This is a genomic window from Streptomyces ureilyticus (assembly GCF_011045025.1).
Classification (GTDB): Bacteria; Actinomycetota; Actinomycetes; order Streptomycetales; family Streptomycetaceae; genus Streptomyces; species Streptomyces ureilyticus.
Genome location: NZ_JAAKZX010000075.1, coordinates 18,042 through 40,971, shown reverse-complemented (window position 1 = coordinate 40,971; position 22,930 = coordinate 18,042). Strand labels below are relative to the sequence as shown.

The following is a 22,930-nucleotide window of genomic DNA, read 5'->3' as shown; positions in this document are numbered from 1 at the left end:
GGGTGATGTTCGGGGTGTCGGTGGGGTTGCTGTGGGCGGTGCGGGTCGGGCCGGTGGAGGCAGTGGGGCGTGCGGGGGCCGGCGAACGCGCGCCGCGCGGGCGCCTGTTGGGCGAGCTGCGGGACGGTCTTCGGCACCTGCGTGGGCATCAGCGGCTGCGTCGTCTCGTCTGGGTCATCGGGCTCGGCGAGATGTGCTTCAGCGGGCCGCTCTTCGCCGGGCTCGTGCTGCTTGCTGACGAACGGGGCTGGGGCACTGCCGCGCTCGGCTGGATTCTGACCGCGTTCAGTGTCGGCGGAGCCGTGAGTGCGCTGACGATGGCGGTCGCGCGCCACGTGTCCGGAGCCGGGGCCGTACTGGCGGGATCGTTGCTCGTGACCGCCGTAGTGGTCACGGTGCTGGGCCGGATCGGCTCACCCGGAAGCGCCATCGCGCTGGGCGGGCTGCTCGGTGCGGTCAGTGGTGTCGCGATGGTGCTCGGCAATGCCCTGCTGCAAAAGGCGGCCGAGCCCCGGTACCTGGGGCGCCTCACCTCGGTGACGACGCTCTGCACGCTGGGGCTCAGCCCTCTTCTCTACCCGCTCACCGGCCTCGTCGCCGCGGCCTGGGGCGCGGCGACCTTCTTCGCGGCGTGCGGAGCGATCTGCGCACTCGCGGCGGCGACCGCACTCACGCAACCCCTGCGCGGCGCACGCCTTTGAGTCGTGTGCCCTTCGACGGGCGGGCCGATGGCCTGACGGAAACTCCCCCGCAGGGCTAGGTTGAGCGACATGAGCAATCTTGATCGCGAGGCAGTTCCCGCTCTCTGCGGTGGCCGGGGTTTCGTGGTGTCCGAGCCGGTGCGTGAGCTCCTCAGTCCCCGCAAGGTCAAGCTCGGCGAGTCCAGCGAAGTTCGCCGTCTGCTGCCCAACCTGGGTCGACGTATGGTCGGCGCCTGGTGCTTCGTCGATCACTACGGGCCCGACGACATCGCCGACGAGCCCGGTATGCAGGTGCCGCCGCATCCGCACACGGGCCTGCAGACCGTCAGCTGGCTGCACGAGGGCGAGGTGCTGCACCGCGACTCCACCGGCAGTCTTCAGACGATCCGCCCGCGCGAACTCGGCCTGATGACGTCCGGCCGGGCCATCAGTCACTCCGAGGAGAGCCCGCGCTCGCACGCCCGCTTCCTGCACGGCGCGCAACTGTGGGTGGCTCTGCCCGACACCCACCGCCACACCGACCCGCTCTTCGAGCACCACGCCGATCTGCCCGTCGTCACCGCCCCAGGCCTCAGAGCCACGATGATCCTCGGCGCGGTCGACGGCGCCGCCTCACCCGGCACGACGTACACCCCGATCGTCGGCGCCGACCTCGCGCTCGACCACGGCACCGACCTACGCCTCCCGCTGGAGCCGGACTTCGAGTACGCCGTCCTGTCCATGTCCGGCGAGGCGCACGTGGACGGCGTACCACTGCTGCCCGGCTCCATGCTCTACCTCGGCTGCGGCCGCTCCGAACTGCCCCTGCGCGCCGAGTCGGACGCGGGCCTGATGCTCCTCGGCGGCGAGCCCTTCGAGGAGGAGCTGATCATGTGGTGGAACTTCATCGGGCGGACGCAGGAGGAGATCGAGGCGGCTCGGAAGGACTGGATGGAGGGCTCCCGCTTCGGTGAGGTCAAGGGCTACGACGGGGCGCCCCTGCGTGCTCCGGAACTGCCGCCGGTGCCGCTGAAACCACGGGGACGGGTGCGCTGACCTGGGATGATCCGTCCTGAGTACATCACCGGCAGATGCTTTCTCCGTCCCCCTCGGCAGACCCGGTCGAGGGGGACGGACACGTCTGGGCACGGTTGGCCCCGGGGCGCTTGGCGACTTGCCGGTGTTGGCGTCTGTGACCAGGTCTGATCGGGCACTTGCTGACACGGCGGCGACGCAGGAGCCATGCCGCTGGTGGCGCGACCATCAGAACGAGTAGGGGCGCAAGGTACTCGCAGCCGAGCATCGGACCGTGGTGGTCGTCTATGCCTTTCGCGCCGTGACAGGGCTGTCTCCCGAGTGCTGCGTTTGTCATGGGTGACCGATGACAGGCGTGACTGTACGAGGCCGCACACCCGCCGGAGTCTGGTGATGACCCAGCAGAGGAGACACATGGAGAAGCGATACGAGGTCTTCTGTCTCGCCGATGACCACTTCTACGAGACACCGAACCGGCTCTTCGGTGCCGTCGACGGCACACCGCAGCTCTACGAGCCCGCCAGCCGGCCCGCGCCGGACGGCTGGCGCCGGCACCGGTCCGGTGACTGGCTGCACCTGTCGCCGGCCAACGGGCAAACTCCCGCCCAGGGCTGGAAGATCCACGTATCGGCCTGCCTGGACAACGCGGAGAAGGCCGCCTGCGTCGTCTGGGACTACTGCGTCTCCCGCACGATTCCGTTCAAGTTCGTGCCCGGACCGAACCACCTCTTCCTGAGGAACTCGAAGTATGCCGGGCGAGGCACCAGCGGGAAGTTCGCCACCCTCTATCCGAGCGATGAGAAACAACTCCACCGTACTCTCGGGGAGTTGGGCGAGTTACTGGACGGCGAGCCGGGACCGTACATCCTCACCGATCTGCGCTGGCGACAAGGACCCCTGTATGTGAGGTATGGGGGCTTCACCCAGCGGTTCTGCACGGACGCCGACGGGACACTCGTGCCTGCTGTCGAGGACGGCAGCGGCCGGTTGGTGCCGGACCGCAGGGATCCGGTGTTCCACGTCCCGGAGTGGGTGGTCCTGCCCGACTTCCTCGAGCCGGAGCTGGCAGCCCGCAACGCCACGACCACCGGCGGCCTGCCCTACCGGATCGAGCAGGCCCTGCACTTCTCCAACGGGGGCGGGGTCTACGCCGGCCACGACCTGCGGACCGGTGAGAAGGTCGTCCTCAAGGAGGCCCGGCCGCACGCCGGTCTGGCGGCGGACGGCGCGGACGCCGTCACCCGGCTGGAGCGCGAACGGGCGATCCTGGAGCGCCTTTCCGGGTCGGGCGTGGCGCCGGAGGTGCGGGACTGGTTCGTGCTGGACGGCCATCGCTTCTTGGTGATGGAGTACTTGGAGGGGAGCACCCTCAACACGTATTTCGGCCGACGCCATCCGCTGCTCATCGCCGATCCCGATCCTGGCGTGCTCGCCGACTACACCGCCTGGGCGCTGCGCGTGCAGCGGTCCGTCGAGCACGCCCTCGCCTCCGTGCACGACCGCGGGATCGTCTTCAACGACCTGCACCTGTTCAACATCCTCATCGGCCCCGACGAGGAATCCGTGCGCCTGATCGACTTCGAGGCCGCCGCGCACATCGACGAGGACCGCCGTCAGGTCGTCGCCCACCCCGGTTTCCTCGCGCCGGCCGACCGCCGTGGCTTCGCCATCGACCGCTATGCCCTGGCGTGCCTGCGTCTCGCGCTCTTCCTCCCACTGACGACGCTGCTCGGCGTCGACCGCGGTAAGGCCGCCCATCTCGCCGACGCGGCTGCCGCGGAGTTCCCCGTGCCGCGCGCGTTCCTGGCCGACGCCGTACGCGAGATCACCGGGACGCCGCAGTCGCACCGGGACGGAACACCGCAGGGCCGCCGTCGACGGGCCGAACGCTATCTGCCGGTCGACCCTGGCGACTGGCCGCGCAGCCGGGACTCGATGTACCGGGCGCTCATCGCGAGTGCCACACCCGAACGAGACGACCGCCTGTTCCCCGGGGACATCGAGCAGTTCAAGGACGGTGGCGGCACCAGCCTGGCGCACGGGGCGGCAGGCGTCCTGTACGCCCTCGCCGAGACCGGCTGCCCACGCCAAGAGCCGGCCGAGGAGTGGCTGCTGCGGCACACCTCGGCGCCCGGACCCGGCACTCCACTCGGCCTGTTCGACGGGCTGCTCGGCACCGCCTGGGTCCTGGCGCGCCTCGGCCACACCGGACCCGCGCTGGAATTGACCGAGAGGGTGCTGGGCGAGAGATGGCAGCGCCTGGGACCCGACCTGTACGGAGGGCTGGCCGGGGTCGCGCTCGCCTTGGACGAGTTGTCGCGCACCACGGGCGAGACGGTCCTGCACGACCGCGCCCTGGAGGCGGTCCAGTTGCTCGCGGACCGGGCCGAGCACCTCCCCGCCGGCCCGGACCCGCTCCGGGCCCCGCCCGGCGGCGCGAACGGAGCAGGCCGCGGTGAGCGGGCCCGCAGGGCGGACAAGGCCGGTCTGCTGTACGGATCCAGCGGCTCCGCACTGTGCTTCCTGCGGCTGCACGAACGCACGGGGGCACCTGCCCTGCTGGAGCTGGCCGCCCGCCACCTCCGCGCCGATCTGGCGCGCTGCGCGATGGACCGCTCAGGCGCGCTGGCCGTGGACGAAGGCCGCCGCTCCATGCCGTACCTCGGCCGGGGAAGCGTGGGCATCGCCATGGTGCTCGACGACTACCTCGCCCACCACGACGATGAGGGCCTCGCACGTGCCCGCACGGCCATCCTTCCCGCCGCCACGTCACGCTTCTATGCCCAGTCGGGGCTCTTCGGCGGGCGCGCGGGCATGGTGCTGCACCTCGCCCGCACCACCACCCCCGAGGTCGCTCCCCGTCATCTGGCCGACCAGGTGGCCCGTCTGTCCTGGCACGCCGTGCCCTACCGCGGGCAGCTGGCCTTCGCCGGCGATCAGGTGATGCGCCTGTCGATGGACCTCGCCACGGGAACGGCGGGCTGTCTGCTGGCGATCGGCGCCGCGCTCGACGAGCGGCCAGCGGCGTTCCCCTTCCTCCCGCCGCTTCGGCGGCCCCAGAGCCGGTCCCCGCAGCAGGGGGCCGAAACGGAAGATCCACTAACACGTGCTGAGTCCGTACGGACATCACCTGCGCACGTCACCAACGGAGATTCCGCGGGGCGACGCCTTGCCGGGATGCGTACGGAGGCAGCACCGAGCCGAAAGGATGCACCATGACACTGCTCGACCTGCAGACACTCGAGACTCCCGAACCGCCGGAGTCGCCGGAGTCTCCTGAGAACGCCGCTTCGACGGTGAGCAGCGCGAGCCTGCTGCTGTGCTCCGCGAGCACGTCCTCCACCACCCTCTGCCTGTGACCGCCCTGCCCCGACGCGGCCCCGCCCCTGTGACAACCGGGCGTCGGTGACGCACAGGGCGTGCCCTCGGACGGCAGCCGTCGTCCGGGGGCACGCCTGGTGACTGCCGTGCCCCGCGGCCCCTGCCGGGAAGGTCGAAGCGATGCGCCTGGGAGCCCCCCGCCGCCACGAGCCTGGTCCCTCAACCCACCGTTTCCTGCGCGAGGTTGTGCGGCACAGCGCCGGCCGCTGCACGGCGCTGTGCCTGATCGGCGTGGCCACCGCGACTGCGGAGCTGGTCATGCCCTTTCTGCTCGGCCACGCCGTCGACGCGCTGCTGACGGACCGGCAGGCACCGTGGGCCGTGCGCTGGACTGTGCTGGCGGCGGCCCTGACGGGCACGCTCATCGCCGCCCAAGCGGGCGAGGCCCTGCTTACCGGAACGACCGCTGCCCGTACGGCGGCCTGGACGCGCGGGCGGCTGCTGCGTCACATACTGGCGGTCGGGCCGCCCGCCCAGGACCGCTTCTCCCCTGGAGACCTGGCCTCCCGGGTGGTCAGCAACGCCGCACACACCGGCGCGGCTCCGGCAGCCGTCGCCGGGCTGCTGGCCGCCGGGGTCACACCGCTGGGCGCGCTGCTCGTCCTCACGCTCCTCGATCCGTGGCTGGGAGCGGCTTTCATCCTCGGCATGCCCCTACTCGTGCTGTTGCTGCGTGCCTTCGTGCGCGACACCTCCGACAGCGTCTCGCGTTACCAGCGGGTTCAGGGTGAGATGGCCGGCCGTCTACTGGAGACGCTGCGCGGGGCACGCACGGTGGCCGGCGCGGGCACCATCCGGCGTGAAAGGTCCCGCATCCTGCGCCCGCTGCCCGAACTGGGCGGGCACGGACACCGGACCTGGCGAGTCCTGGGCCGTTCGACGGCTCGGGCCGCGGCGATCCTTCCGCTGCTGCAACTCCTCGTCCTGGCCGCCGGCGGCCTGCTTCTGACCGCTCACCGCCTGACGGTCGGCGAACTGCTCGCGGCCTCACGCTACGCCGCACTCGCCACCGGCATCGGCATGCTGGTTTCCCGGGTCAACGATGTCGTACGCAGCCGTGCGGCCGCCGACAGGGTCGCCGAGGTCCTCGCCGAGCCCGCCACTGCCCACGGCACACGGCGGCTCCCGGCAGGTGCCGGAACGCTGGAGTTCCGTGGCGTCGCCGCGGTGCGCGGCGGCCGCACGGTGCTCCGCGCCGTCGACGTGTCGGTTCCGGCCGGCTCCTCGCTGGCCGTGGTCGGGCGTTCCGGGACGGGCAAGTCGGTGTTCGCCGCGATCGCGGGACGGCTCGCCGATCCCGACGAGGGCGTCGTGCTTCTCGACGGGGTGCCCCTGCCGGAGCTGTGCCGCGACGAGCTGCGCCGCGCTGTCGGTTACGCCTTCGCACAACCCGCCCTCTTCGGTGGCACGGTCGGCAGTGCCATCGCCGTCGATCCCACCACCGTTCCCCGACAGACGGTCGTCTCGGCGGCCCGCCAGGCGTGCGCCGATGACTTCGTACGCCTCCTGCCGGACGGCTACGAGACTGCCTGCCGGGCCGCAGCCCTGTCCGGCGGTGAGGTGCAACGTCTGGGCCTGGCCCGGGCATTCGCGCACAGTGGCCGACTGCTCGTGCTGGACGACGCCACCTCCAGCCTCGACACGGTCACCGAGCGCCGTATCGGCGGCGCGCTGTGGCACGGGCTCGATGGCCGCACCCGTGTCGTCGTCGCCCACCGCGCGTCCACGGCGGCCCGCGCCGACCTGGTGGCCTGGCTCGACGGCGGGCAGGTGCGGGCGGTCGCCCCGCACGCCGCGCTGTGGTGCCTGCCGGAATACCGGGCCGTCTTCGAGCCGCCGTGCACCGAGGACGATCGGCCAACTCCAGCCCTTTTGCTCGATCAAGGGGGAGGAGGGCCGGGTGGCTGACGCGGCCCGTGGCGTCGCGCCCGAGGAGACCGAGTGCGGTCTGCGGGACGCCGCCCTCGCATTTCTGCGCCGCCACAGGGCGGCAGTCGCCGCCCTGGCCGGGTGGTCCGTCCTCGAAGCCGGTCAGGCCTTTCTGCTGGGCATCGCCCTGGCCCAGGCGCTGGACGACGGTTTTCTCAGGGCCCGGCCGGATGTTGGCCTGGCATGGCTCGCGGCGGCCGCCGTGTCGGTGATCGCCGCGGCCTTCGGCACCGGACGCGCCTATCGGGCGCTGGCCGGGCTGGTCGAACCGCTGCGCGACGCGCTGGTGCGCCGGGTGGTCTCCGGTGCCCTGGAGCGGGCTGTGGCCGGGCCGCACCAGACCGACGCGACCGCGGTCTCACGGCTCACTCAGCAGGTGGAGCTGGCCCGGGACACTTTTGCCGGGGTGACGATGGCCGCCTGTTCGTTCGTCTTCACCGCAGCCGGTGCCTTGGCGGGGCTGTTCGCGCTGGATCCGCTCCTCCTTGCGGTGGTGATGCCCCCGTTGGTCGCCGGACTGGGACTGTTCGTGGCGACCCTCGGCCCCCTGGCCCGGCGGCAGGAGGCCTACTTGGCCACTGATGAGGACCTTGCGCGGCAGTGCGGCGACCTCGCCTGCGGGCTGCGGGACGTCACCGCGACCGGTGCGGAGGACGTGATGGCCCAGGAGACGGACGCCCTGATCGCGGCCGAGCTCCGGGCCTCGCGGTCGCTGGCACGCTGGGAGGTGTCCCGTGTCCTGGCGATCGCTCTCGCCGGGCGGCTGCCGGTCATCCTGCTGCTGGGTGCCGCTCCGTGGTTGCTGCGCCACGGCGTGACGGCGGGCGCCCTGGCAGGCGCGCTCGTGTACGTCACGCAATCGCTGCTGCCGGCGCTGCACAACCTGACGCAGGGCCTGGGCACAGCCGGTACGCGGCTGGGGGCCGTCCTGCGGCGGCTGTGGGCCGACCCGGTGAGCGCGCCGCCGGGCAGCCGCGCGGATCAGAGTGCGGACTCCGGCGGTGCCGCAGGGGCCGCCGATGCGGCCCGCCTGACGGCTCCGGGCGGCACGGGGCCGCAGGCTGGGCGGGCTTGCTGCCCGGCCGGACGGCAAGCCCGCGTATGGGCGGCTCACCTGGCACCGTACGGGCCGTCCCCGGCCTTCAGGCCTCCCGCGGTCGAGTTGGACTGCGTCACCTTCGCCCACGGCGACCACACCCGGCCCGTCGTCCGCGATCTGCACCTGACGCTGCCGGAGGGCGAGCATCTGGCCGTCGTCGGACCCAGCGGTATCGGCAAGTCGACCCTCGTCGGCCTCATCGCCGGCCTGCTCAGCCCCCACAGAGGGCAGGTGCGAGTCGCCGGTGTGCCGGTCAGTGGCCGAGCTGCGGAAGAGCTGGCCGCCCTGCGCGTACTCATCCCTCAGGAGGCGTACGTGTTCTCAGGCACCCTCCGTGACAACCTGCTGTACTTGTGCCCGGAACCGCCGCCCGATGGCACGGTGCAGGCCGCTGTCGCGTGTCTCGGACTCGACGCTCTGGCCGACAGGCTCGGCGGACTCGACTCGTCCGTCGATCCCTCGACCCTCTCCACAGGAGAGGCCCAGCTGATCGCACTGGCCAGGGCCTACCTTTCGCCCGCACCCCTGGCCCTGCTGGACGAGGCCACCTGCCACTTGGACCCGACAGCCGAGGCCCGTGCGGAGCTGGCCTTCGCTCGCAGACCAGGCACGCTGGTGATCATCGCCCATCGGATCACCTCCGCCCAACGGGCCGGCCGGATCCTGGTTATGGACGGCGCACACGTCCAGTGGGGGACCCACGACGAGTTGCTGACGCGCTCGTCCCTGTACCGCGACATGGTCGGCCACTGGGACGCAACGGCGTTCGCGGCCGGGGGTGGACATCGGTGAAAGGAAACGTCCGCGGGGGAGCTTCCCAACGCCTCAGACCCAGCCCGCCTTCTGGGAGATGCGGATGGCATCGACGCGGTTGCGGGCCCCCGTCTTGCGGGTGATGGCCGACAGATAGTTGCGCACGGTTCCGTTCGTCAGGTGCAGGTCACCCGCTATCTCCGCAACGGAAGCTCCTTGCGAGGCCAGGGACAGAACACTCAACTCCCGCTCGGTCAGCGGGACTCGCGCCGCCTGCAGAAAGTCCCATCCCAGCGAGGTGTCCACGAACTGTTCGCCCTGCGCCACGTGCCTGATGGCTCCCAGAAGCGCCTCGCACGGCTCGCCCTTGCTGACGTATCCCTGCGCCTGCGCCTGCGAAACGCGATACAGCAGCCCCGGTCTACTGGGTGGTGCCAGCACCAGCAGCCCGCATTTCCGCTCAGCCGCGTGCTCAGCCAGCAGCGCCAACTGAGAGATGGGCGCCGCCGATTCCGGGGCGTCCACGTCCAGCACGCACACCCGCGGCTGCCAGGAAACCAACCCGGTCACCGCGTCCGACCACGACGCCGTGTTCACCTCCAGGTCATGCTCCCGGCATAACAGCATGGCCAGCGCCTGCCGTAACAGACAGGCGTCATGCACAACAAGAACCTTGATCACTGTGGCCCCCAAAGTCTAACGAGCCACTTCCGGATACCCGCCCTCCTATTCGACTATCCCGTCCAGGGAACCTCGTTCCAGCCATCGCGCCATCCAGAGGTCTTGCACGTATTCCGGTGAACCGCGACGTAGTCGGTGGTGGAGATTTTGCTCCTGCTCGCGTGCGTGGAGTCCAACTCGCTCTCTCTGTCGTGTGACTGCATCGCGCACAGGTTCGGCGTCGGCATCGCCCTGGTCATCAGGACGCCGATGACGAGGAGGCCGATGCCCCTGGGAAGGGTGCGCTGAACCGAGAGGAACCGGCAGACGCGTCAAGCCCGCCCATGCGCCTCCTGCGAGCGACGCGACAGTGAGTCGATGACCACCGCGGCGAACAGCACCCCGCCTGTGATCATGAACTGGACGGCGGCAGGCGTGTCCGTGATGGCCATGCCCGAGGCGATCGACTGGATGACCAGCATCCCGAGCACCGCCGACCAGGTCGTACCCCGTCCGCCGAACAGGCTGGTGCCACCGATGACGGCTGCGGCGATGGCATTGAGCAGCAGGATGCTCGAGCCTGAACCCTGGCTCACGGACGTGATGCGCGAGGCCAGGAACAGGCCGCCGATCGCGGCCATGGTGCCCGAGACCGCGAGCACCGCGGTCCGCACCCGCGCCACACTGAGGCTGGCGCGACGGGCCGCCTCGACACCGCCGCCGAGCGCGTAGACCTGCCGCCCGTAGTGCGTGCGGCGAAGAATGACGTCGAGGACGGCCACCACCACGAGGAAGATCAGGAGGGCGAGCGGCAGCCCCTGGAACCGGTTGAGCAGATAAGCGGAGGCGAACGCGATCACCGCGAGGCCTCCCGTGCGCACCGCTGTTTCCCGGAGTGAGCGGTGCGGCATGTCGGCGGCCTTGCGGCGCCGCCTGTCCAGGCAGGACATGAGGAAGACGAGGCCCACGCCGACCGCCGCCAGGCCGTAGGCGGCGGCGTCATTGGTGAAGTAATGGCTGGTCAACTTGGCGACGAGCCCGTTCTCGTCGAGGTTGACGGTGGCGCTGGTCCCGAGGACGTAGAGCATGAGGCCGTTCCAGGTGAGCAGCCCGGCGAGGGTGACGACGAACGCCGGCACCCGGGTTCTGGCGAAGGAGAAGCCCTGGACGGTTCCCGCCACGGTGCCCGCGAGGACTCCGATGATGAGGGCCAGCCATTCCGGCACGCCGTTGTTCACGTTCAGAACGGCGAAGACGGCCGCCGCGAGGGCGCTGATCGAGCCGACCGACAGGTCGAGCTCACCGAGCAGCAGCACGAAGACGAGGCCGACCGCGATCAGACCCGTGCCCACGATGTCCACGCTGAGATTGGACAGGTTCCGGGGTGAGAGGAAGTTCTCGTTGAGGGACTGGAAGGTGATCCAGACCGCGGCGAGGACGAGGACGGCGGGGAGCTTGCCCACTTCGCCTGCGCCCAGCCTGCGCCGGAAGGCGGCGACCCAGCTCTCCGCGGCCCGGGCGACGGCCTGCCCGGGCCGCGGCCGGCGCGCCTCGGAGGGGGGTGCGGCGGGTTCGGCCCGCGTGTCGTTGTCCGCCATGTCGCGCATACCTTTCACCACCCCGCATCCGGGGCGGCCGTCCGGCGCGGCACGTTCTCCGTGGCGCCGGTGATGGAAGAGAGGATCGTCTCCTGAGGGGCGGTGTTCACGTCGAAGAAGCCGTTGTTGCGACCGAGCCGCAGCACGGCGGCCCGGTCCGCGAGAGCTTTGACATCGCCCAGGTTGTGGCTGATGAGCAGCACTCCCTTGCCGCGGTCACGCAGCTCGTCGACGAGGTCCAGGACCTCGTTGGCCTGGTCGATTCCCAGCGCCGCGGTCGGTTCGTCCAGGAGGAGGACCCGCGGGTCGCCGAGGAGTGAGCGGGCGAGCGCGACCGTCTGCCGCTGGTCGCCGGACAGCGAGACGACTCGGGCGCGCAGGTCGGGCACATCCTTGGTCAGGCGTTCCAACAGGTGCCTGGTGCGGCGCTCCATCTCCATCTCGTCGAGGAACCCGAACCTGCGGATCTCCCGTCCGAGGAACAGATTGCCCACGACGTCGAGGTTCCCGCACAGCGCGAGGTCCTGGTAGACGGTGGCGATGCCGAGGTCCCGGGCATCGTGCGGGCGCCTGATCTGGACCGTCCCGCCCTCCCACTCGATGACGCCCTTGTCCGCGGGTGCGACCCCGGAGATCAGTTTGACCAGGGTGGACTTGCCGGCCCCTGTGTCGCCGAGAAGAGCGACCACCTGGCCGGCGCGAATCTCCAACTCGATGTCCGTGAGGACCTCGACGACGCCGAAGCGCTTGCACACACCGTGCAGCGCCAGCAAGGGGGGAGCCGGCACGCAAACCATCTCCTTCCCGGGGCCCGGACCTCGCTGGACCGGTCTGTCAGGTCAGCCCCGCCCTCTTGCAGGCGGCCTCGAGTTGGGGGGTGCAGATCTGCTGGACCGTGTACACGCGGTTCTTCACCAAGGTGTCCTTGATGGTGCCGACGGTCACGGAGACGGGGGTGAGCAGGACGGCCGGCACGGTGTCCCCGCCGCTGGTCTTCACCGTGCTCTTGGCGACGCGGTCGAGGCTTTCACCGCGGGCCGCGGCCACGGCCATTTCGGCGCCCGCTGAAGCCTCGGGCCCGAAGGGCTTGTAGACGGTCATGTACTGATCGCCGGCGACCAAGCGCCGCAAGGCCCCGAGTTCGGCGTCCTGCCCGGTGACGGGGGGCAGCGGGTTGACCTTGTTCGCCTTGAGGGCGGAGATGCTGCCGGCGGCGAGGCCGTCGTTGGCCGCGTAGACCCCGTCGATGTTGTCGGCACCGAGGGCGGAGATGGCGTTGGACATATTCATGTTCGCGGTCTCCGTCCTCCACTGGTGTGTGTCGTACGCCTTGCCGATCTTCACCTTCCCCTCGAGCTCGGACAGCGCGCCCCTCTTGAACGCCGCCGTGTTGGGGTCGCTGGGATCGCCGTTCATCATGACGATCTGGCCTCCGGGCACCCTGTCGCCCATGGCGTTCACCAGTGCCCTGCCCTGCTGTCTGCCGACCTCCTCGCCGTCGAAGGAGACATAGCCGGAGACCGGGCCCTCGGCGAGCCGGTCGTACGCGATGACCGGGATACCCGCTTCGTCCGCCTTCCTGACCGCGGCGCCGAGCGATCTGGCGTCCACGGCGACCAGCACGATGGCATCGACCCCCTTGGTGATCATCGAGTCCATCTGCTGCCGCTGGACGGCCACGGCGTTCTCGGCGTTGGCATGCTCGACCGTGCAGTCGTCGCACAGCTCCTGGACCTTCTTCTCGAACAACGGCCTGTCCTGCGCCTCCCAGCGTTCCGTGGTGGCGGCCGGCAGCAGCAGACCGATCTCCGGCGTCCCCCCGTCGGAGTCGTTCCCGGCACCCCCGCATGCTGTGAGAGCAACGGCCGTCGAGACGGCGGCCATGACGACGGCCGCGTCCCGTATGCAGGCCTTCATGTGAGAGACCTCCCTTGTCCTGCACCTTGCGCGGTGAGGGGGCGCTCACGGACTACGCGCGACCGGCCTTCAACGGGTACGCGTGGGGAAACGGCGCGCGTGCGTCGCGGTGTGGGGGATGCGAGTGCGGTGGGGGCGTGGAAGTGGCAGCCGACCACGTCGTCAGTGTGACACCGGCTGTGGTGATCCGCGATCGCAGCGGGTCGCGTCCCGCGAGGTGTGTGGCGACGCGGAGTGTGTCGCGCCGGAGGTCGCGGCCCGCGCTACGGCGGTCCGGATTCCTGCACCGCTCCGTCGGCCATCGACGTCCGGCACAGATGCCAATCAAGTAGATCTGTCCGTTTAGTCCCCGTGTGCGATTCTGGTAGTGGGTGCCCCGGTCTTGTCGGTACCTGCGGCATGGACGGGAGGTAGGTTGCGAAAGATGCCTCCTCATGACGGCCGTGCCCGGGCCGGAGTCACGGAGCTGCGGGCATCCGACTCCGGCGCCGCGCACACCGGTTCTCCGCCTCCGGTGCCAGAGGCCGCCGTGAGTGACCGGGCCCTGACGTTCGCCGGAGCGGCGGTGGCGGCGGTCTATGTGCCCGGTGCCGGGACCGAAGAGCTGCTGCTGGTGGAAGCCGCCGGATACGCCACGTCCCAGTACGGGCTGCCGGACCGGCTGCCCCTGCCCGGCGGCTCACCCGCGGCGCACGCCCTCCGCACCGACCGGCCGCTGTGGCTGAACCCCGCCGCACTCGCCTCCTACCCCGAGGGCGGGCCGACGCCGCCGCGAGCGGACACATCGCTGGGCGCGCTGCCACTGAGGGCGGGGGGCAGGCGACTGGGCTGCCTCGTCGTCGTGGGGCATCTCGCGGACGGCTTCGAGGCCGAGCAACGGAGCTTCCTCGAGCGATACGCCGACGCCGTCGCCGGCATACTCCAGGCCGGGACCAGCCGGCCCGTGCCGTCGTCGCTCCTGAGTCCCGCCCTGCGGAGTCTGCGCCTCGGCACCTTCGTCCTGGTGCCGGACACCGGCCTGATCGACGCGGACGAGACGCTGCTCGAGCTGGTCGGGATCGCGCCGGACGACTTCGACGGCAAGGCCGACACCCTGATCGTGCATGTCCTCCCGGAGGACATGCACGCGATGGTGTCGGTCCTTGAGCCGTCCGGCCAGGCCTTCGGCCGGCGGGAGCTGGAGTTCCGTGTCCGCCGCCCCACCGGTGAAATGCGCTGGCTGAGCCTGATGTGCAGGGTGGTGGCGGCCACCGATGACCGGCCGGAGCAGGTGCTGGGCCTGGTCATGGCGACCTCGGTGCTGCGCCGGACCGCCGACGACGTCTCCCGGATCCAGTGGTTGACCGCCGCACTCGACGATGCCACGACAGTCGGCGACGTCAGCCGAGTCGTGGTCACCGCACTGCGTGAGCCGCTGGGCGCCGACCGGGTGGCGCTCGCCGAGTTGCAGGACGACCGGCTCATGGTCAGCGTGCTCGACCCGCCGCACCCCGACGCCTGGCCGGAGATATGGCGATCCGAGTGGCGCTCGGAATGGCCCGACGCACCGGTCAGCGCCCTGCCCACCCTTCAGGTGGCCCTGCGGGACGGACGTATCGATCTGTGGCCCGCCGGCACCCCCCTCGAACCCGGCCTTGCAGGCATCGGCACCGGAGGTCTGGCCGTGCTGCCCCTCCCCGCCCAGGGCCGGGTCGCCGGTGTGTGCCTCGTCGGCTGGGACCGGCCGCACGAGTTCGTCCCCGAGGAGCGGTCCCTGCTGACCGCCACCGCGGCGCTGGTCGGGCAGGCCCTCAGGCGGGCCCACGCGTACGACGCCGAGCAGGAGCTCGCGACGATGCTGCAGCGCAGCCTGCTGCCCCGGCGCCTCCCCGAACTGCCCGGCGGCACGGCCGTCGCCCGCTATCTGCCGGCCAGGCGGGGGCTGCAGGTGGGCGGTGACTGGTACGACGTCATCGCCCTCTCCGAGGATCGCGTGGCGCTGGTCATCGGGGACGTACAAGGACACAGTGCCGGAGCCGCGACGATCATGGGCCAGATGCGTACCGCGGTCAGGGCCTACGCGGTGGAGGGCCACCCGCCCGATGTGGTCGTCTCCCACGCCAACCGCCTCCTCGTCGGCATGGAGACCGACCTGTTCGCCACCTGCTGCTATGCCGAACTGGACCTGGAGGAGGGCAACATCCTTTTCGTCCGGGCCGGACACCTCTCCCCGCTGGTACGTCATCCCGACGGCAGCACCGAGGAGGTGGAGGTCGAGGGCGGCCCTCCGCTGGGCATCCTCGCGGAGGCGGAGTTCCCCATCACCGCGGGCGCACTGGCCCCCGGCGCGGTGCTCGCCCTGGTCACCGACGGGCTGGTCGAGGCCTCGGACCTGCCGCTGGACGAGGGCATGCGCCGTACCCGCATCGCGTTCGCCGCGGCCGATCCGGTGGATCCTGGGCGGATGGCCGACGAACTCCTCGGCGACATCGGGCGTCGTGAGGACGACGTGGCCCTGTTGCTGCTGCGCTACGACGGCATGGAGATCCGGCCGATACGGGCCGGCTGGACGGTGTGGCGGCTGCCCGACGCCGTCATGCATGCCCGCCGTTTCACGTCCCGCACACTGCGTCGGTGGAACGTCCAGGAAGTGGCCGACGCCGTGTTGCTGGTCGTGTCCGAACTGGTCACCAACGCCCTGGTGCACACCCAGGGTGAGGTCCGCGTCGACCTGACGCTCCGCGGGGACCGGGTACGCATCAGTGTGAACGACGCCTCGCCGCGTGCGCCCGCCAAGCCGGTGATCGTGGACTGGGAGGCCACCGGAGGCCGAGGCCTGGTTCTGGTCGATGCGGTGTCGGAGTCCTTCGGCACGGTGCCGGTGGCCGGCGGCAAGCAGGTGTGGAGCGAGATCGCCGTGCCGCCGCAAGCATCGGTCCTCGCGGACTCGGGGCTTCCAACGGAACGAGAGGGCCCGCCATGAGGACTCGTACGCGGGACACCCGTACGCGGCACGTCATCGCGGTACTCGTCGCGGGGGGACTCATGGCGATGGCCCTGGCCGCCTGCGGAGGAGACGGCGAGGCGGGCACGGACAGCTTCAGCGTCGGCCTGCTGCTCCCGAGCAAAGCGGTCCCCCGCTGGGAGCACTCCGACAAGCCGCTGATCGAGAAGCGGCTGAAGGAGCTGTGTTCCGGCTGCACCATGGAGTACGCCAACGCCGAGAACGACGCGACGAGGCAGCGGCAGCAGATCGACTCCATGATCACCAAAGGGGTCGGCGTGCTGATCCTCGACGCCGCCGACACCAAGGCGCTCCGCTCCTCGATCCAGGGGGCGAAGGCGGCGGGTGTACCGGTCGTCGCCTATGACCGGCTCGCCGAAGGCCCGATCTCCGGCTATGTCAGTTTCGACGGTGCGCAGGTCGGCAGGCTCCAGGGCGAGGCGCTCCTGAAGGCCATGGGCGACAAGGCGAACGGCCGGACCGTCGTCATGATGAACGGCGATCCGACCAGTCCCAACGCGGCGTGGTACAGGCAGGGCGCGCTGTCCGTCCTCACCGGCAAGGTCAAGATCGGCAGGTCGTACGACACCCAGGGCTGGAGCACGGACAACGCCCACGCCAACATGTCGGCCGCCCTCGCGGCTCTGGGCCCGGACCGGATCGGCGGCGTCCTGGCGGCCAACGACGCCATCGCCGCAGGCGTCATCTCCGCTCTCAAGAAGGCCCCTGTCAGGGAGCTTCCTCCCATCACCGGCCAGGACGCCGACCTCGACGCTGTGCGGCGGATCATCATCGGCGAGCAGGTCATGACGGTGTACAAGCCCTTCAAGGCGGAAGCCGACGCGGCCGCCGCGATGGCCGTCGCCCTGGGACGCGGCGAGGAACTCAGCGAAGTCGCCACGACGACGACGGACAGCCCCACGACCAAGGACATCCCGTCCGTCCTGCTCACTCCGCGCGCCGTGACGGTCGCCAACATCAACCAGACAGTCGTCAGGGACGGCGTGTACACCATCGACCAGATCTGCACACGGGAATTCCGGCCTGCCTGCGACGCGGCCGGACTTACCCGCTGACTCACACTCGGGAGGCCGGCCGCCGCGCGTCTGACGGTGATCAAGACGGCCCACATGGTGCCCGGCGCTTCGGGTACCCGCTCGTCGGACTTCGGCCGAAGACGTGCGGTCCGCTCAGCGATTGGATGCATGCACGGAGGGTGCGGTGCGCCTCTATCACAGCCGTCCGACTGACCCCGGGTACCGCCGCCTGCGCCACGGACGCGGCTTCCGTTACCTCGACGCCCGAGGGGAGCCGCTCCGCGATCCGGCCGAGCTGGCCCGGATCCGAGGGCTGGTCATACCGCCGGCCTGGCGGGACGTGTGGATCTGCACCCGGGGCAACGGCCATCTGCAAGCTGTCGGTACCGACGCCGCCGGACGCCGCCAGTACCTGTACCACCCGCAGTCCGTGCCGAGCAGGAGCAGGCCAAGCACGAGCACGTCCTCGACGTCGCCGAGACTCTGCCCGCGGTACGGGAGGCTGTCGAGGGGCATCTGGGCGATCGCGGGCTGACCCGGCAGCGGGTCCTGGCCACGGCCGTACGCCTGCTCGACCTCGGCTTCTTCCGCATCGGCAGCGACCGCTACACCGACCTGAACAACAGCTACGGCCTCACCACCCTGCTGCGTGAACACTCCCGCTGCCAGGCCGGTGCGGTCTTGTTCACCTACACCGGCAAGCACGGCAAGGAGATCGCCCAGACGGTCGCGGACCCCGCCGCCTGCCGTAGCCTCACCGCGCTGCTGCGGCGCCGGGGCGGCGGCGACCGGCTCCTCGCCTACTGGGAGGGGCGCACCTCGCACGACCTGAGCAGCGATGACGTCAATGCGTATCTCAAGGAACTGGCCGGCCTGGAGATCACCGCGAAGGACTTCCGTACCTGGCACGCCACCGTCATGGCGGCCGTGGCGCTGGCCGTCTCGCAGCCCGTCGCTCGCAGCGAGACCGCCCGGCGCAGGGCCATCGCCCGGGCGGAGCGCGAGGTGGCCGGGTACCTCGGCAACACGCCTGCGGTCTGCCGGGCTTCCTACATCAACCCGCGGGTGGTCGAACTCTTCGAGGAGGGCGTGACGGTCGCCGCCGCGCTGCCTCACCTTGGTGACGAGGGCGCGTACGGCATCCCCGCGACCCAGGGACCCGCCGAACGGGCCGTGCTGCGCATGCTGCGGAACGGGCACCTTGCTGAAGGGGACTGAGCGGGAGGCGTACGCCTGCGTTCCTGCGAGGCTCGGCGTACACGGCGACCGCTACAACGACCAGCACATGCGCCTCGTCGGCAAGTGAGCCGACCGCCGTTCCCACGAGCGCGAGCGCTCTGTGAGCGTCGCAGCGGGGAGCGGTGTCGGATCACCGTGGCAGGCGCCCATCCGACGCCCGCCCGATGCCCGCGCGCCGCTGCGGGTTACGCCTTGCGTGCCACTCCGCCGAAGCTGTCCACTTCCTGGGGCTCGTCCGGTGCCTGGGGCTCGTCTTCCTCAGCGGTGACGGCCTCAGACGGCCCGGGGCGCCACTGGGCGACGGAGACCAGGCCGGGATCGAGGAGTTCGAGGCCGTCGAAGAAGCGGGCGAGCTGCTCGGGGCTCCGATTGGTGCGCGGGTTGTCGCTCGCCTGGTTCCACTGCTCGACCATGGCGCGCATCTCCTCGGGATGAAACACCTCGGTGCTGTCGCAGAACACGAGGTGACTGCCGGACGGCAGGGCGTCCACCAGCCGCTCGACAATGCCGTACGCACTGTCGTCGGATACGTGGGCCGCGATGCCCAGCAGCATCAGCGCGACCGGCTGCTCGAAGTCCAGCGTCCGGGCGGCGCCTTCCAGGATGGCCGCGGGGTCACGCAGGTCGGCGTCGATGTAGTCGGTGGCGCCCTCGGCGGTGCTGGTCAGCAGCGCCGTGGCGTGGGCCAGCACGATCGGGTCGTGGTCCACGTACACGATCCGCGCCTCGGGAGCGATCCGCTGGGCGACCTCATGGGTGTTGTCGAACGTGGGCAGCCCCGTGCCGACGTCGAGGAACTGGCGGATACCGACCTCACCGGCCAGATACGTGACGGTCCGTTTGAGGAACGCCCGCTGGGCCCGGGCGATCTGGACGATCTCCGGGTTCACCCCGCGGATCTGGTCACCGACCTCGCGGTCGATCTCGTAGCAGTCCTTGCCCCCGAGCCAGTAGTTCCAGATCCGCGCGGAGTGCGGCACGCTGCTGTTGATCAACGGAACGTCATGAGGCATGGGGCATCTCCGAGTTGGCCTGAAGTTACCGCCCAACATTAAGCCGGTGAGCGGCGTACGTCATCGGTTGCGTGATCTTTCCGAGAACGTACGGTCGGCCGAGGGAGTTCCGCATCTGAGCGGCACCCCAGTGCAGCTCAGCGGCCGCCGCTCAGCGACGCCGCCGCAAGGTGAAGGCCGCGCCTCCCGTGATGAGCACGCCCGCCGCGCCGCCCGCCACGAGGGGCAGGGCCGTACTCGCACGGTCGCCGACGATGGATTCCTCGGAGGACACGGACTCACCGCGCCCGCTCGTGACGCTGACCGGGGACTCGGCGGGCGTGGTGGTGACGATCGTCGACGACTTCGCGGGGGTGGCGCCCTCCGGGGCTCCCTGCGCTGCGGCGGGGCAGGCGGCCCACACCGTGAGCAGCAGCGGAGCCACTCCGACGAGGGCGGCGATGCGGCGGTGTGCGGTCATCCGACGGGTTCCTCCTTGGCACGGCAAACGGGTCGGCTCGCTGTGCCATGGCGCATGAGCCACGGCTGTCGGCCGCCCCGTTGTCTCCATGACGTACGAAACCCGGGCTCGATCCGTTCAATTCCCGCCGACAGTGCGGTCGTTCACGAGTACCACCTCGAGGGTGCGCGGACCGTGCACTCCCTCGACCCGGTCGAGCTCGATGTCACTGGTCGCCGAAGGGCCGGAGATCCAGGTCAGCGGGCGTGCCGGGTCGAGACGCGGGAGAGCCTGCGGGACCGAGGAGACGACCTGGTCCGGTACGCGTACGACACAGATGTGGTGATCCGGGACGAGCGTGATGCGGCGGCGGCCCTGATCCGGTCCGCCGTCCAGCACGAGGGTGCCGGTCTCGGCGATCGCCACCGCACACGCCGTGATCACGCTGTCGACCTGGTCCAGCTCGTGCGGTGTGCTCTCGCCGCGGTCGGGAACGCGCGTGACATCGGTCGCCGCCAGCCACGCCTCGTCCAGGCCCGGCGGCACGGCCACCGACGTCGAGCCCCGCCCGGCGATCAGCCCGGCGATCAGCTCCGCAAGACCGCCGGCCTCGCAGCGGTGCACGATCGCCCGGTAGTCCGCCAGGTTCTCGGCGAGCAGATCCACCGTCTCCTCGACACTCCGGTCCCCGTGCTCGGGCAGATAACTCCGGTCAACGGCCTGCTCGTACGGAGTGTCGCCGCGTGGCACGTCCGCGATCGCGCGCCGCACCCGGCCGAGGATCACATCCCTGGTACTCACTTACCGGTGTCCTTTCCGCCGTGCGTACGCTGCCACCAGTCGCGGAAAGGTTCCGACGGCACCGTCGGCAGATCACGGGTCGCGCTCCACGCCGCGCCGGGACCGGGCAGCGAACGGGGGTGGAAGCGGCGGCTCCGCGACGCCAGCCGCTGGCCGGTGCGCAGGGCGCCCGGGTGCTTGAACGCCCAGCGTGCCGCGCGCATCGCGGCCCGCTCGGCGGCGTGTCCCTTCGCGGGCTTGAGGACGACCTTGTTGCCGTCCCGGGTCACCGCACCGCCCTCGACGACCCGCTCCCGCAGATGCACCAGCACCTCGGGGATGTCGATCGCCACCGGGCACACCTCGTAGCAGGCTCCGCACAACGAGGAGGCGTACGGCAGCGAGGCGTCGATCTCGCTTGCGGTGCCCCTCAGTTGAGGGCTGAGGATAGCGCCGATCGGGCCCGGGTAGACCGAGCCGTACGCATGGCCGCCCGCCCGCTCGTACACCGGGCAGACGTTGAGACACGCCGAGCAGCGGATGCAGCGCAGGGCCTGGCGGCCGACCTCGTCGGCGAGCGTGTCGGTGCGGCCGTTGTCGAGGAGGACCAAGTGGAAGGTGCTCGGTCCGTCCCCGTCGGTGGTGCCGGTCCACATGGACGTGTACGGGTTCATGCGCTCGGCCGTCGAGGAGCGGGGGAGCGTCTGCAGGAAGACCTCCAGGTCCTGCCAGGTGGGCACGATCTTCTCGATGCCGACGACCGAGATCAGCGTCTCGGGGAGGGTCAGGCACATACGGCCGTTGCCCTCGGACTCGACGACGACCATGGTGCCGGTGTCGGCGACCATGAAGTTGGCGCCGGAGATGCCGACCTTGGCGCGCAGGAACTTCTCGCGGAGGTGCAGCCGGGCGGCCTCGGCGAGTTCGGCGGGAGTGTCCGTCAGCCCCTCGGGGGCCGGGCGGCCCCACTCGCTCATCTCGCGGGCGAAGATCTCGCGGATCTCGCCGCGGTTGCGGTGGATCGCCGGGACGAGGATGTGGGAGGGCCGGTCCTTGCCCAACTGCACGATGAGCTCGGCCAGATCGGTCTCGTACGCGTGGATGCCCTCGGCCTCCAGCGCCTCGTTGAGGCCGATCTCCTGGGTGGCCATGGACTTGACCTTCACGACCTCGGTCTCGCCGGTCATCTTCACCAGGTCCGTGACGATGCGGTTGGCCTCGTCCGCGTCGGCCGCCCAGTGCACGATGCCGCCCGCCGCCGTGACCGACTCCTCCAACTGCACGAGATACCGGTCGAGATGACGAAGAGTGTGGTCCTTGATCTGCTTGCCCGCCTCGCGCAGCTCCGCCCAGTCGGACACCTCCGCGACCGCCTTGGCGCGCTTGGCTCGGATCGTGTGCGTGGCGTGGCGGAGGTTGCCGCGCAGGGTCTGGTTGTAGACGGCTTCGTGCGCAGCCTTCGGGAAGGCCGGCATACCGACGAAGGTGCCGCTCATGCGCTCGGCTCCTCTACGGTGCTCCCGCTCATGTCACGAGTCATGTCAGAGGCTCCTCTTCCGTGCTCGCCAGGATCTCCGCGATGTGCACCGGCCGCATCTCCGTTCTGAGGCGGGCCATCGTGCCGCCGATGTGCATCAGACAGGAGTTGTCCGCGGCACACAGGGCGTCCGCGCCCGTCGATGCCGCGTTACGGACCTTGTCGGCGCCCATCGCCGCCGAGACATCGGAGTTCTTCACGGCGAACGTGCCGCCGAAGCCGCAGCACTCGTCGGCGCCGGGCAACTCCCTCAGCTCCAGGCCCTTGACCGCCTGGAGGAGCCGGCGCGGACGGTCGCCGAGGCCCAGGCTGCGCAGACCGTGACAGGTCGGGTGATACGTGACGGTGTGCGGGTAGTACGCGCCGACGTCGGTCACGCCCAGGACGTCCACGAGGAACTCCGTGAGCTCGTACGTCTTGGGCACGACCGGTGCGAGCGTGCGCGCGAGGGTGTCGCTGCGGCCCTCCGCCCGCGCCCGCTCGCCCATGCGCGGATACAGCTCCCGGACCATCGCGCCACAGGAGCCGGAGGGCGTCACGATCGCCTCGTACTCCCCGAAGACATCGGAGAAATGCCGGGCCAGTGGCTCGGCCTCATGGCGATAGCCGGTGTTGTAGTGCGCCTGCCCGCAACAGGTCTGGCCCATCGGGAAGTCGACGTCGACGCCCAGCCTGGTCAGCAGTTTCACCACGGCACGGCCGGTTTCCGGATACAGCGTGTCGTTGACACAGGTCAGGAACAGGGCGACACGCATCGCGGCTCCTTGGGGTCGATCATCGGATGAGTCAGGTTACGACGTGGACGCGCCGACGGCGAGGGGGCCCGGCTCACCGGGCGCCCTGTTCGGCG

General features: G+C 70.5%; 16 protein-coding genes and 2 pseudogenes. 9 read left to right on the top strand and 9 right to left on the bottom strand.

Features of this window, described 5'->3' with window-relative positions:
• The 6 genes and pseudogenes from G6048_RS23240 to G6048_RS23215 form a co-directional block, all read left to right on the top strand.
• Positions 1 to 701, top strand: a pseudogene (locus tag G6048_RS23240) (MFS transporter); the annotation flags it as partial.
• 69 nt (positions 702 to 770) lie between these two features.
• Positions 771 to 1,736 (top strand): pirin family protein, encoded by a 966-nt coding sequence (locus tag G6048_RS23235; RefSeq protein WP_165341524.1) that lies wholly within the window; start codon positions 771 to 773, stop codon positions 1,734 to 1,736.
• Positions 1,737 to 2,129: 393 nt separating this feature from the next.
• Complete coding sequence (gene lanKC / locus G6048_RS23230) at positions 2,130 to 4,934, top strand: class III lanthionine synthetase LanKC (protein ID WP_165341523.1); 2,805 nt, start codon at positions 2,130 to 2,132, stop codon at positions 4,932 to 4,934.
• Complete coding sequence (locus G6048_RS23225; protein WP_165341522.1) at positions 4,931 to 5,074, top strand: SapB/AmfS family lanthipeptide; 144 nt, start codon at positions 4,931 to 4,933, stop codon at positions 5,072 to 5,074. Before lanKC ends, G6048_RS23225 begins: the two co-directional genes overlap by 4 nt.
• 142 nt (positions 5,075 to 5,216) lie before the next feature.
• On the top strand, positions 5,217 to 7,004 hold the full coding sequence (locus tag G6048_RS23220; RefSeq protein WP_165341521.1) for an ABC transporter ATP-binding protein: 1,788 nt from the start codon (positions 5,217 to 5,219) through the stop codon (positions 7,002 to 7,004).
• Complete coding sequence (locus tag G6048_RS23215) at positions 6,997 to 8,916, top strand: ABC transporter ATP-binding protein (RefSeq protein ID WP_328826740.1); 1,920 nt, start codon at positions 6,997 to 6,999, stop codon at positions 8,914 to 8,916. The genes G6048_RS23220 and G6048_RS23215 overlap by 8 nt, the downstream gene beginning before the upstream one ends.
• A gap of 33 nt (positions 8,917 to 8,949) precedes the next feature.
• On the opposite strand, the gene G6048_RS49755 is transcribed toward G6048_RS23215, so the two are convergent.
• From G6048_RS49755 to G6048_RS23195, 4 genes are all read right to left on the bottom strand, one after another.
• Entirely contained in the window at positions 8,950 to 9,558 is a 609-nt protein-coding gene (locus G6048_RS49755) for a response regulator transcription factor (RefSeq protein ID WP_165341520.1), read from the bottom strand.
• A gap of 311 nt (positions 9,559 to 9,869) precedes the next feature.
• Entirely contained in the window at positions 9,870 to 11,144 is a 1,275-nt protein-coding gene (locus tag G6048_RS23205) for a sugar ABC transporter permease (RefSeq protein ID WP_165341519.1), read from the bottom strand.
• A 5-nt stretch (positions 11,145 to 11,149) separates the two neighbouring features.
• Positions 11,150 to 11,932, bottom strand: coding sequence for an ATP-binding cassette domain-containing protein (locus G6048_RS23200; protein ID WP_165341518.1), 783 nt, complete (start codon positions 11,930 to 11,932; stop codon positions 11,150 to 11,152).
• Between the two features lie 37 nt (positions 11,933 to 11,969).
• A complete protein-coding gene (locus G6048_RS23195; protein ID WP_165341517.1) occupies positions 11,970 to 13,052 on the bottom strand; it encodes a substrate-binding domain-containing protein in 1,083 nt (360 codons plus the stop codon).
• Positions 13,053 to 13,476: 424 nt separating this feature from the next.
• Here G6048_RS23195 and G6048_RS23190 point away from each other — a divergent pair, with 424 nt between their 5' ends.
• The 3 genes and pseudogenes from G6048_RS23190 (at position 13,477) to G6048_RS23180 (ending at position 18,290) form a co-directional block, all read left to right on the top strand.
• Positions 13,477 to 16,014: a SpoIIE family protein phosphatase gene (locus G6048_RS23190; protein WP_165341516.1), complete on the top strand. Its 2,538-nt coding sequence runs from the start codon at positions 13,477 to 13,479 to the stop codon at positions 16,012 to 16,014.
• Positions 16,011 to 17,111 carry a sugar ABC transporter substrate-binding protein gene (locus G6048_RS23185; protein WP_165341515.1) on the top strand — a complete coding sequence of 367 codons (1,101 nt, stop codon included), beginning with the start codon at positions 16,011 to 16,013 and terminating at the stop codon, positions 17,109 to 17,111. The genes G6048_RS23190 and G6048_RS23185 overlap by 4 nt, the downstream gene beginning before the upstream one ends.
• Before the next feature lie 145 nt (positions 17,112 to 17,256).
• Positions 17,257 to 18,290, top strand: a pseudogene (locus G6048_RS23180) (DNA topoisomerase IB).
• A 206-nt stretch (positions 18,291 to 18,496) separates the two neighbouring features.
• Here G6048_RS23180 and G6048_RS23175 read toward each other — a convergent pair.
• The 5 genes from G6048_RS23175 to G6048_RS23155 all read right to left on the bottom strand — a co-directional run bounded on the left by G6048_RS23175 (position 18,497) and on the right by G6048_RS23155 (position 22,835).
• Positions 18,497 to 19,324 carry an SAM-dependent methyltransferase gene (locus G6048_RS23175; protein ID WP_206342026.1) on the bottom strand — a complete coding sequence of 276 codons (828 nt, stop codon included), beginning with the start codon at positions 19,322 to 19,324 and terminating at the stop codon, positions 18,497 to 18,499.
• 151 nt (positions 19,325 to 19,475) lie between these two features.
• A complete protein-coding gene (locus G6048_RS23170; protein WP_165341514.1) occupies positions 19,476 to 19,784 on the bottom strand; it encodes a hypothetical protein in 309 nt (102 codons plus the stop codon).
• A gap of 117 nt (positions 19,785 to 19,901) precedes the next feature.
• Positions 19,902 to 20,564, bottom strand: coding sequence for a LutC/YkgG family protein (locus tag G6048_RS23165; RefSeq protein ID WP_165341513.1), 663 nt, complete (start codon positions 20,562 to 20,564; stop codon positions 19,902 to 19,904).
• Complete coding sequence (locus tag G6048_RS23160) at positions 20,561 to 22,039, bottom strand: LutB/LldF family L-lactate oxidation iron-sulfur protein (protein ID WP_206342025.1); 1,479 nt, start codon at positions 22,037 to 22,039, stop codon at positions 20,561 to 20,563. Before G6048_RS23160 ends, G6048_RS23165 begins: the two co-directional genes overlap by 4 nt.
• Before the next feature lie 40 nt (positions 22,040 to 22,079).
• Positions 22,080 to 22,835 (bottom strand): (Fe-S)-binding protein, encoded by a 756-nt coding sequence (locus tag G6048_RS23155; RefSeq protein ID WP_165341512.1) that lies wholly within the window; start codon positions 22,833 to 22,835, stop codon positions 22,080 to 22,082.
• Positions 22,836 to 22,930: the final 95 nt, after the last annotated feature.

What these genes read in the sequence shown, in the direction of transcription:
- G6048_RS23175 (WP_206342026.1), bottom strand. Translation starts at nt 19,324, where the DNA reads ATGCCTCATGACGTTCCGTTGATCAACAGCAGCGTGCCGCACTCCGCG.
- G6048_RS23185 (WP_165341515.1), top strand. Translation starts at nt 16,011, where the DNA reads ATGAGGACTCGTACGCGGGACACCCGTACGCGGCACGTCATCGCGGTA.
- G6048_RS23235 (WP_165341524.1), top strand. Translation starts at nt 771, where the DNA reads ATGAGCAATCTTGATCGCGAGGCAGTTCCCGCTCTCTGCGGTGGCCGG.
- G6048_RS23160 (WP_206342025.1), bottom strand. Translation starts at nt 22,039, where the DNA reads ATGAGCGGCACCTTCGTCGGTATGCCGGCCTTCCCGAAGGCTGCGCAC.
- G6048_RS23225 (WP_165341522.1), top strand. Translation starts at nt 4,931, where the DNA reads ATGACACTGCTCGACCTGCAGACACTCGAGACTCCCGAACCGCCGGAG.
- G6048_RS23190 (WP_165341516.1), top strand. Translation starts at nt 13,477, where the DNA reads ATGCCTCCTCATGACGGCCGTGCCCGGGCCGGAGTCACGGAGCTGCGG.
- G6048_RS23205 (WP_165341519.1), bottom strand. Translation starts at nt 11,144, where the DNA reads ATGCGCGACATGGCGGACAACGACACGCGGGCCGAACCCGCCGCACCC.
- lanKC (WP_165341523.1), top strand. Translation starts at nt 2,130, where the DNA reads ATGGAGAAGCGATACGAGGTCTTCTGTCTCGCCGATGACCACTTCTAC.
- G6048_RS23170 (WP_165341514.1), bottom strand. Translation starts at nt 19,784, where the DNA reads ATGACCGCACACCGCCGCATCGCCGCCCTCGTCGGAGTGGCTCCGCTG.
- G6048_RS23200 (WP_165341518.1), bottom strand. Translation starts at nt 11,932, where the DNA reads ATGGTTTGCGTGCCGGCTCCCCCCTTGCTGGCGCTGCACGGTGTGTGC.
- G6048_RS23155 (WP_165341512.1), bottom strand. Translation starts at nt 22,835, where the DNA reads ATGCGTGTCGCCCTGTTCCTGACCTGTGTCAACGACACGCTGTATCCG.
- G6048_RS23195 (WP_165341517.1), bottom strand. Translation starts at nt 13,052, where the DNA reads ATGAAGGCCTGCATACGGGACGCGGCCGTCGTCATGGCCGCCGTCTCG.
- G6048_RS23220 (WP_165341521.1), top strand. Translation starts at nt 5,217, where the DNA reads ATGCGCCTGGGAGCCCCCCGCCGCCACGAGCCTGGTCCCTCAACCCAC.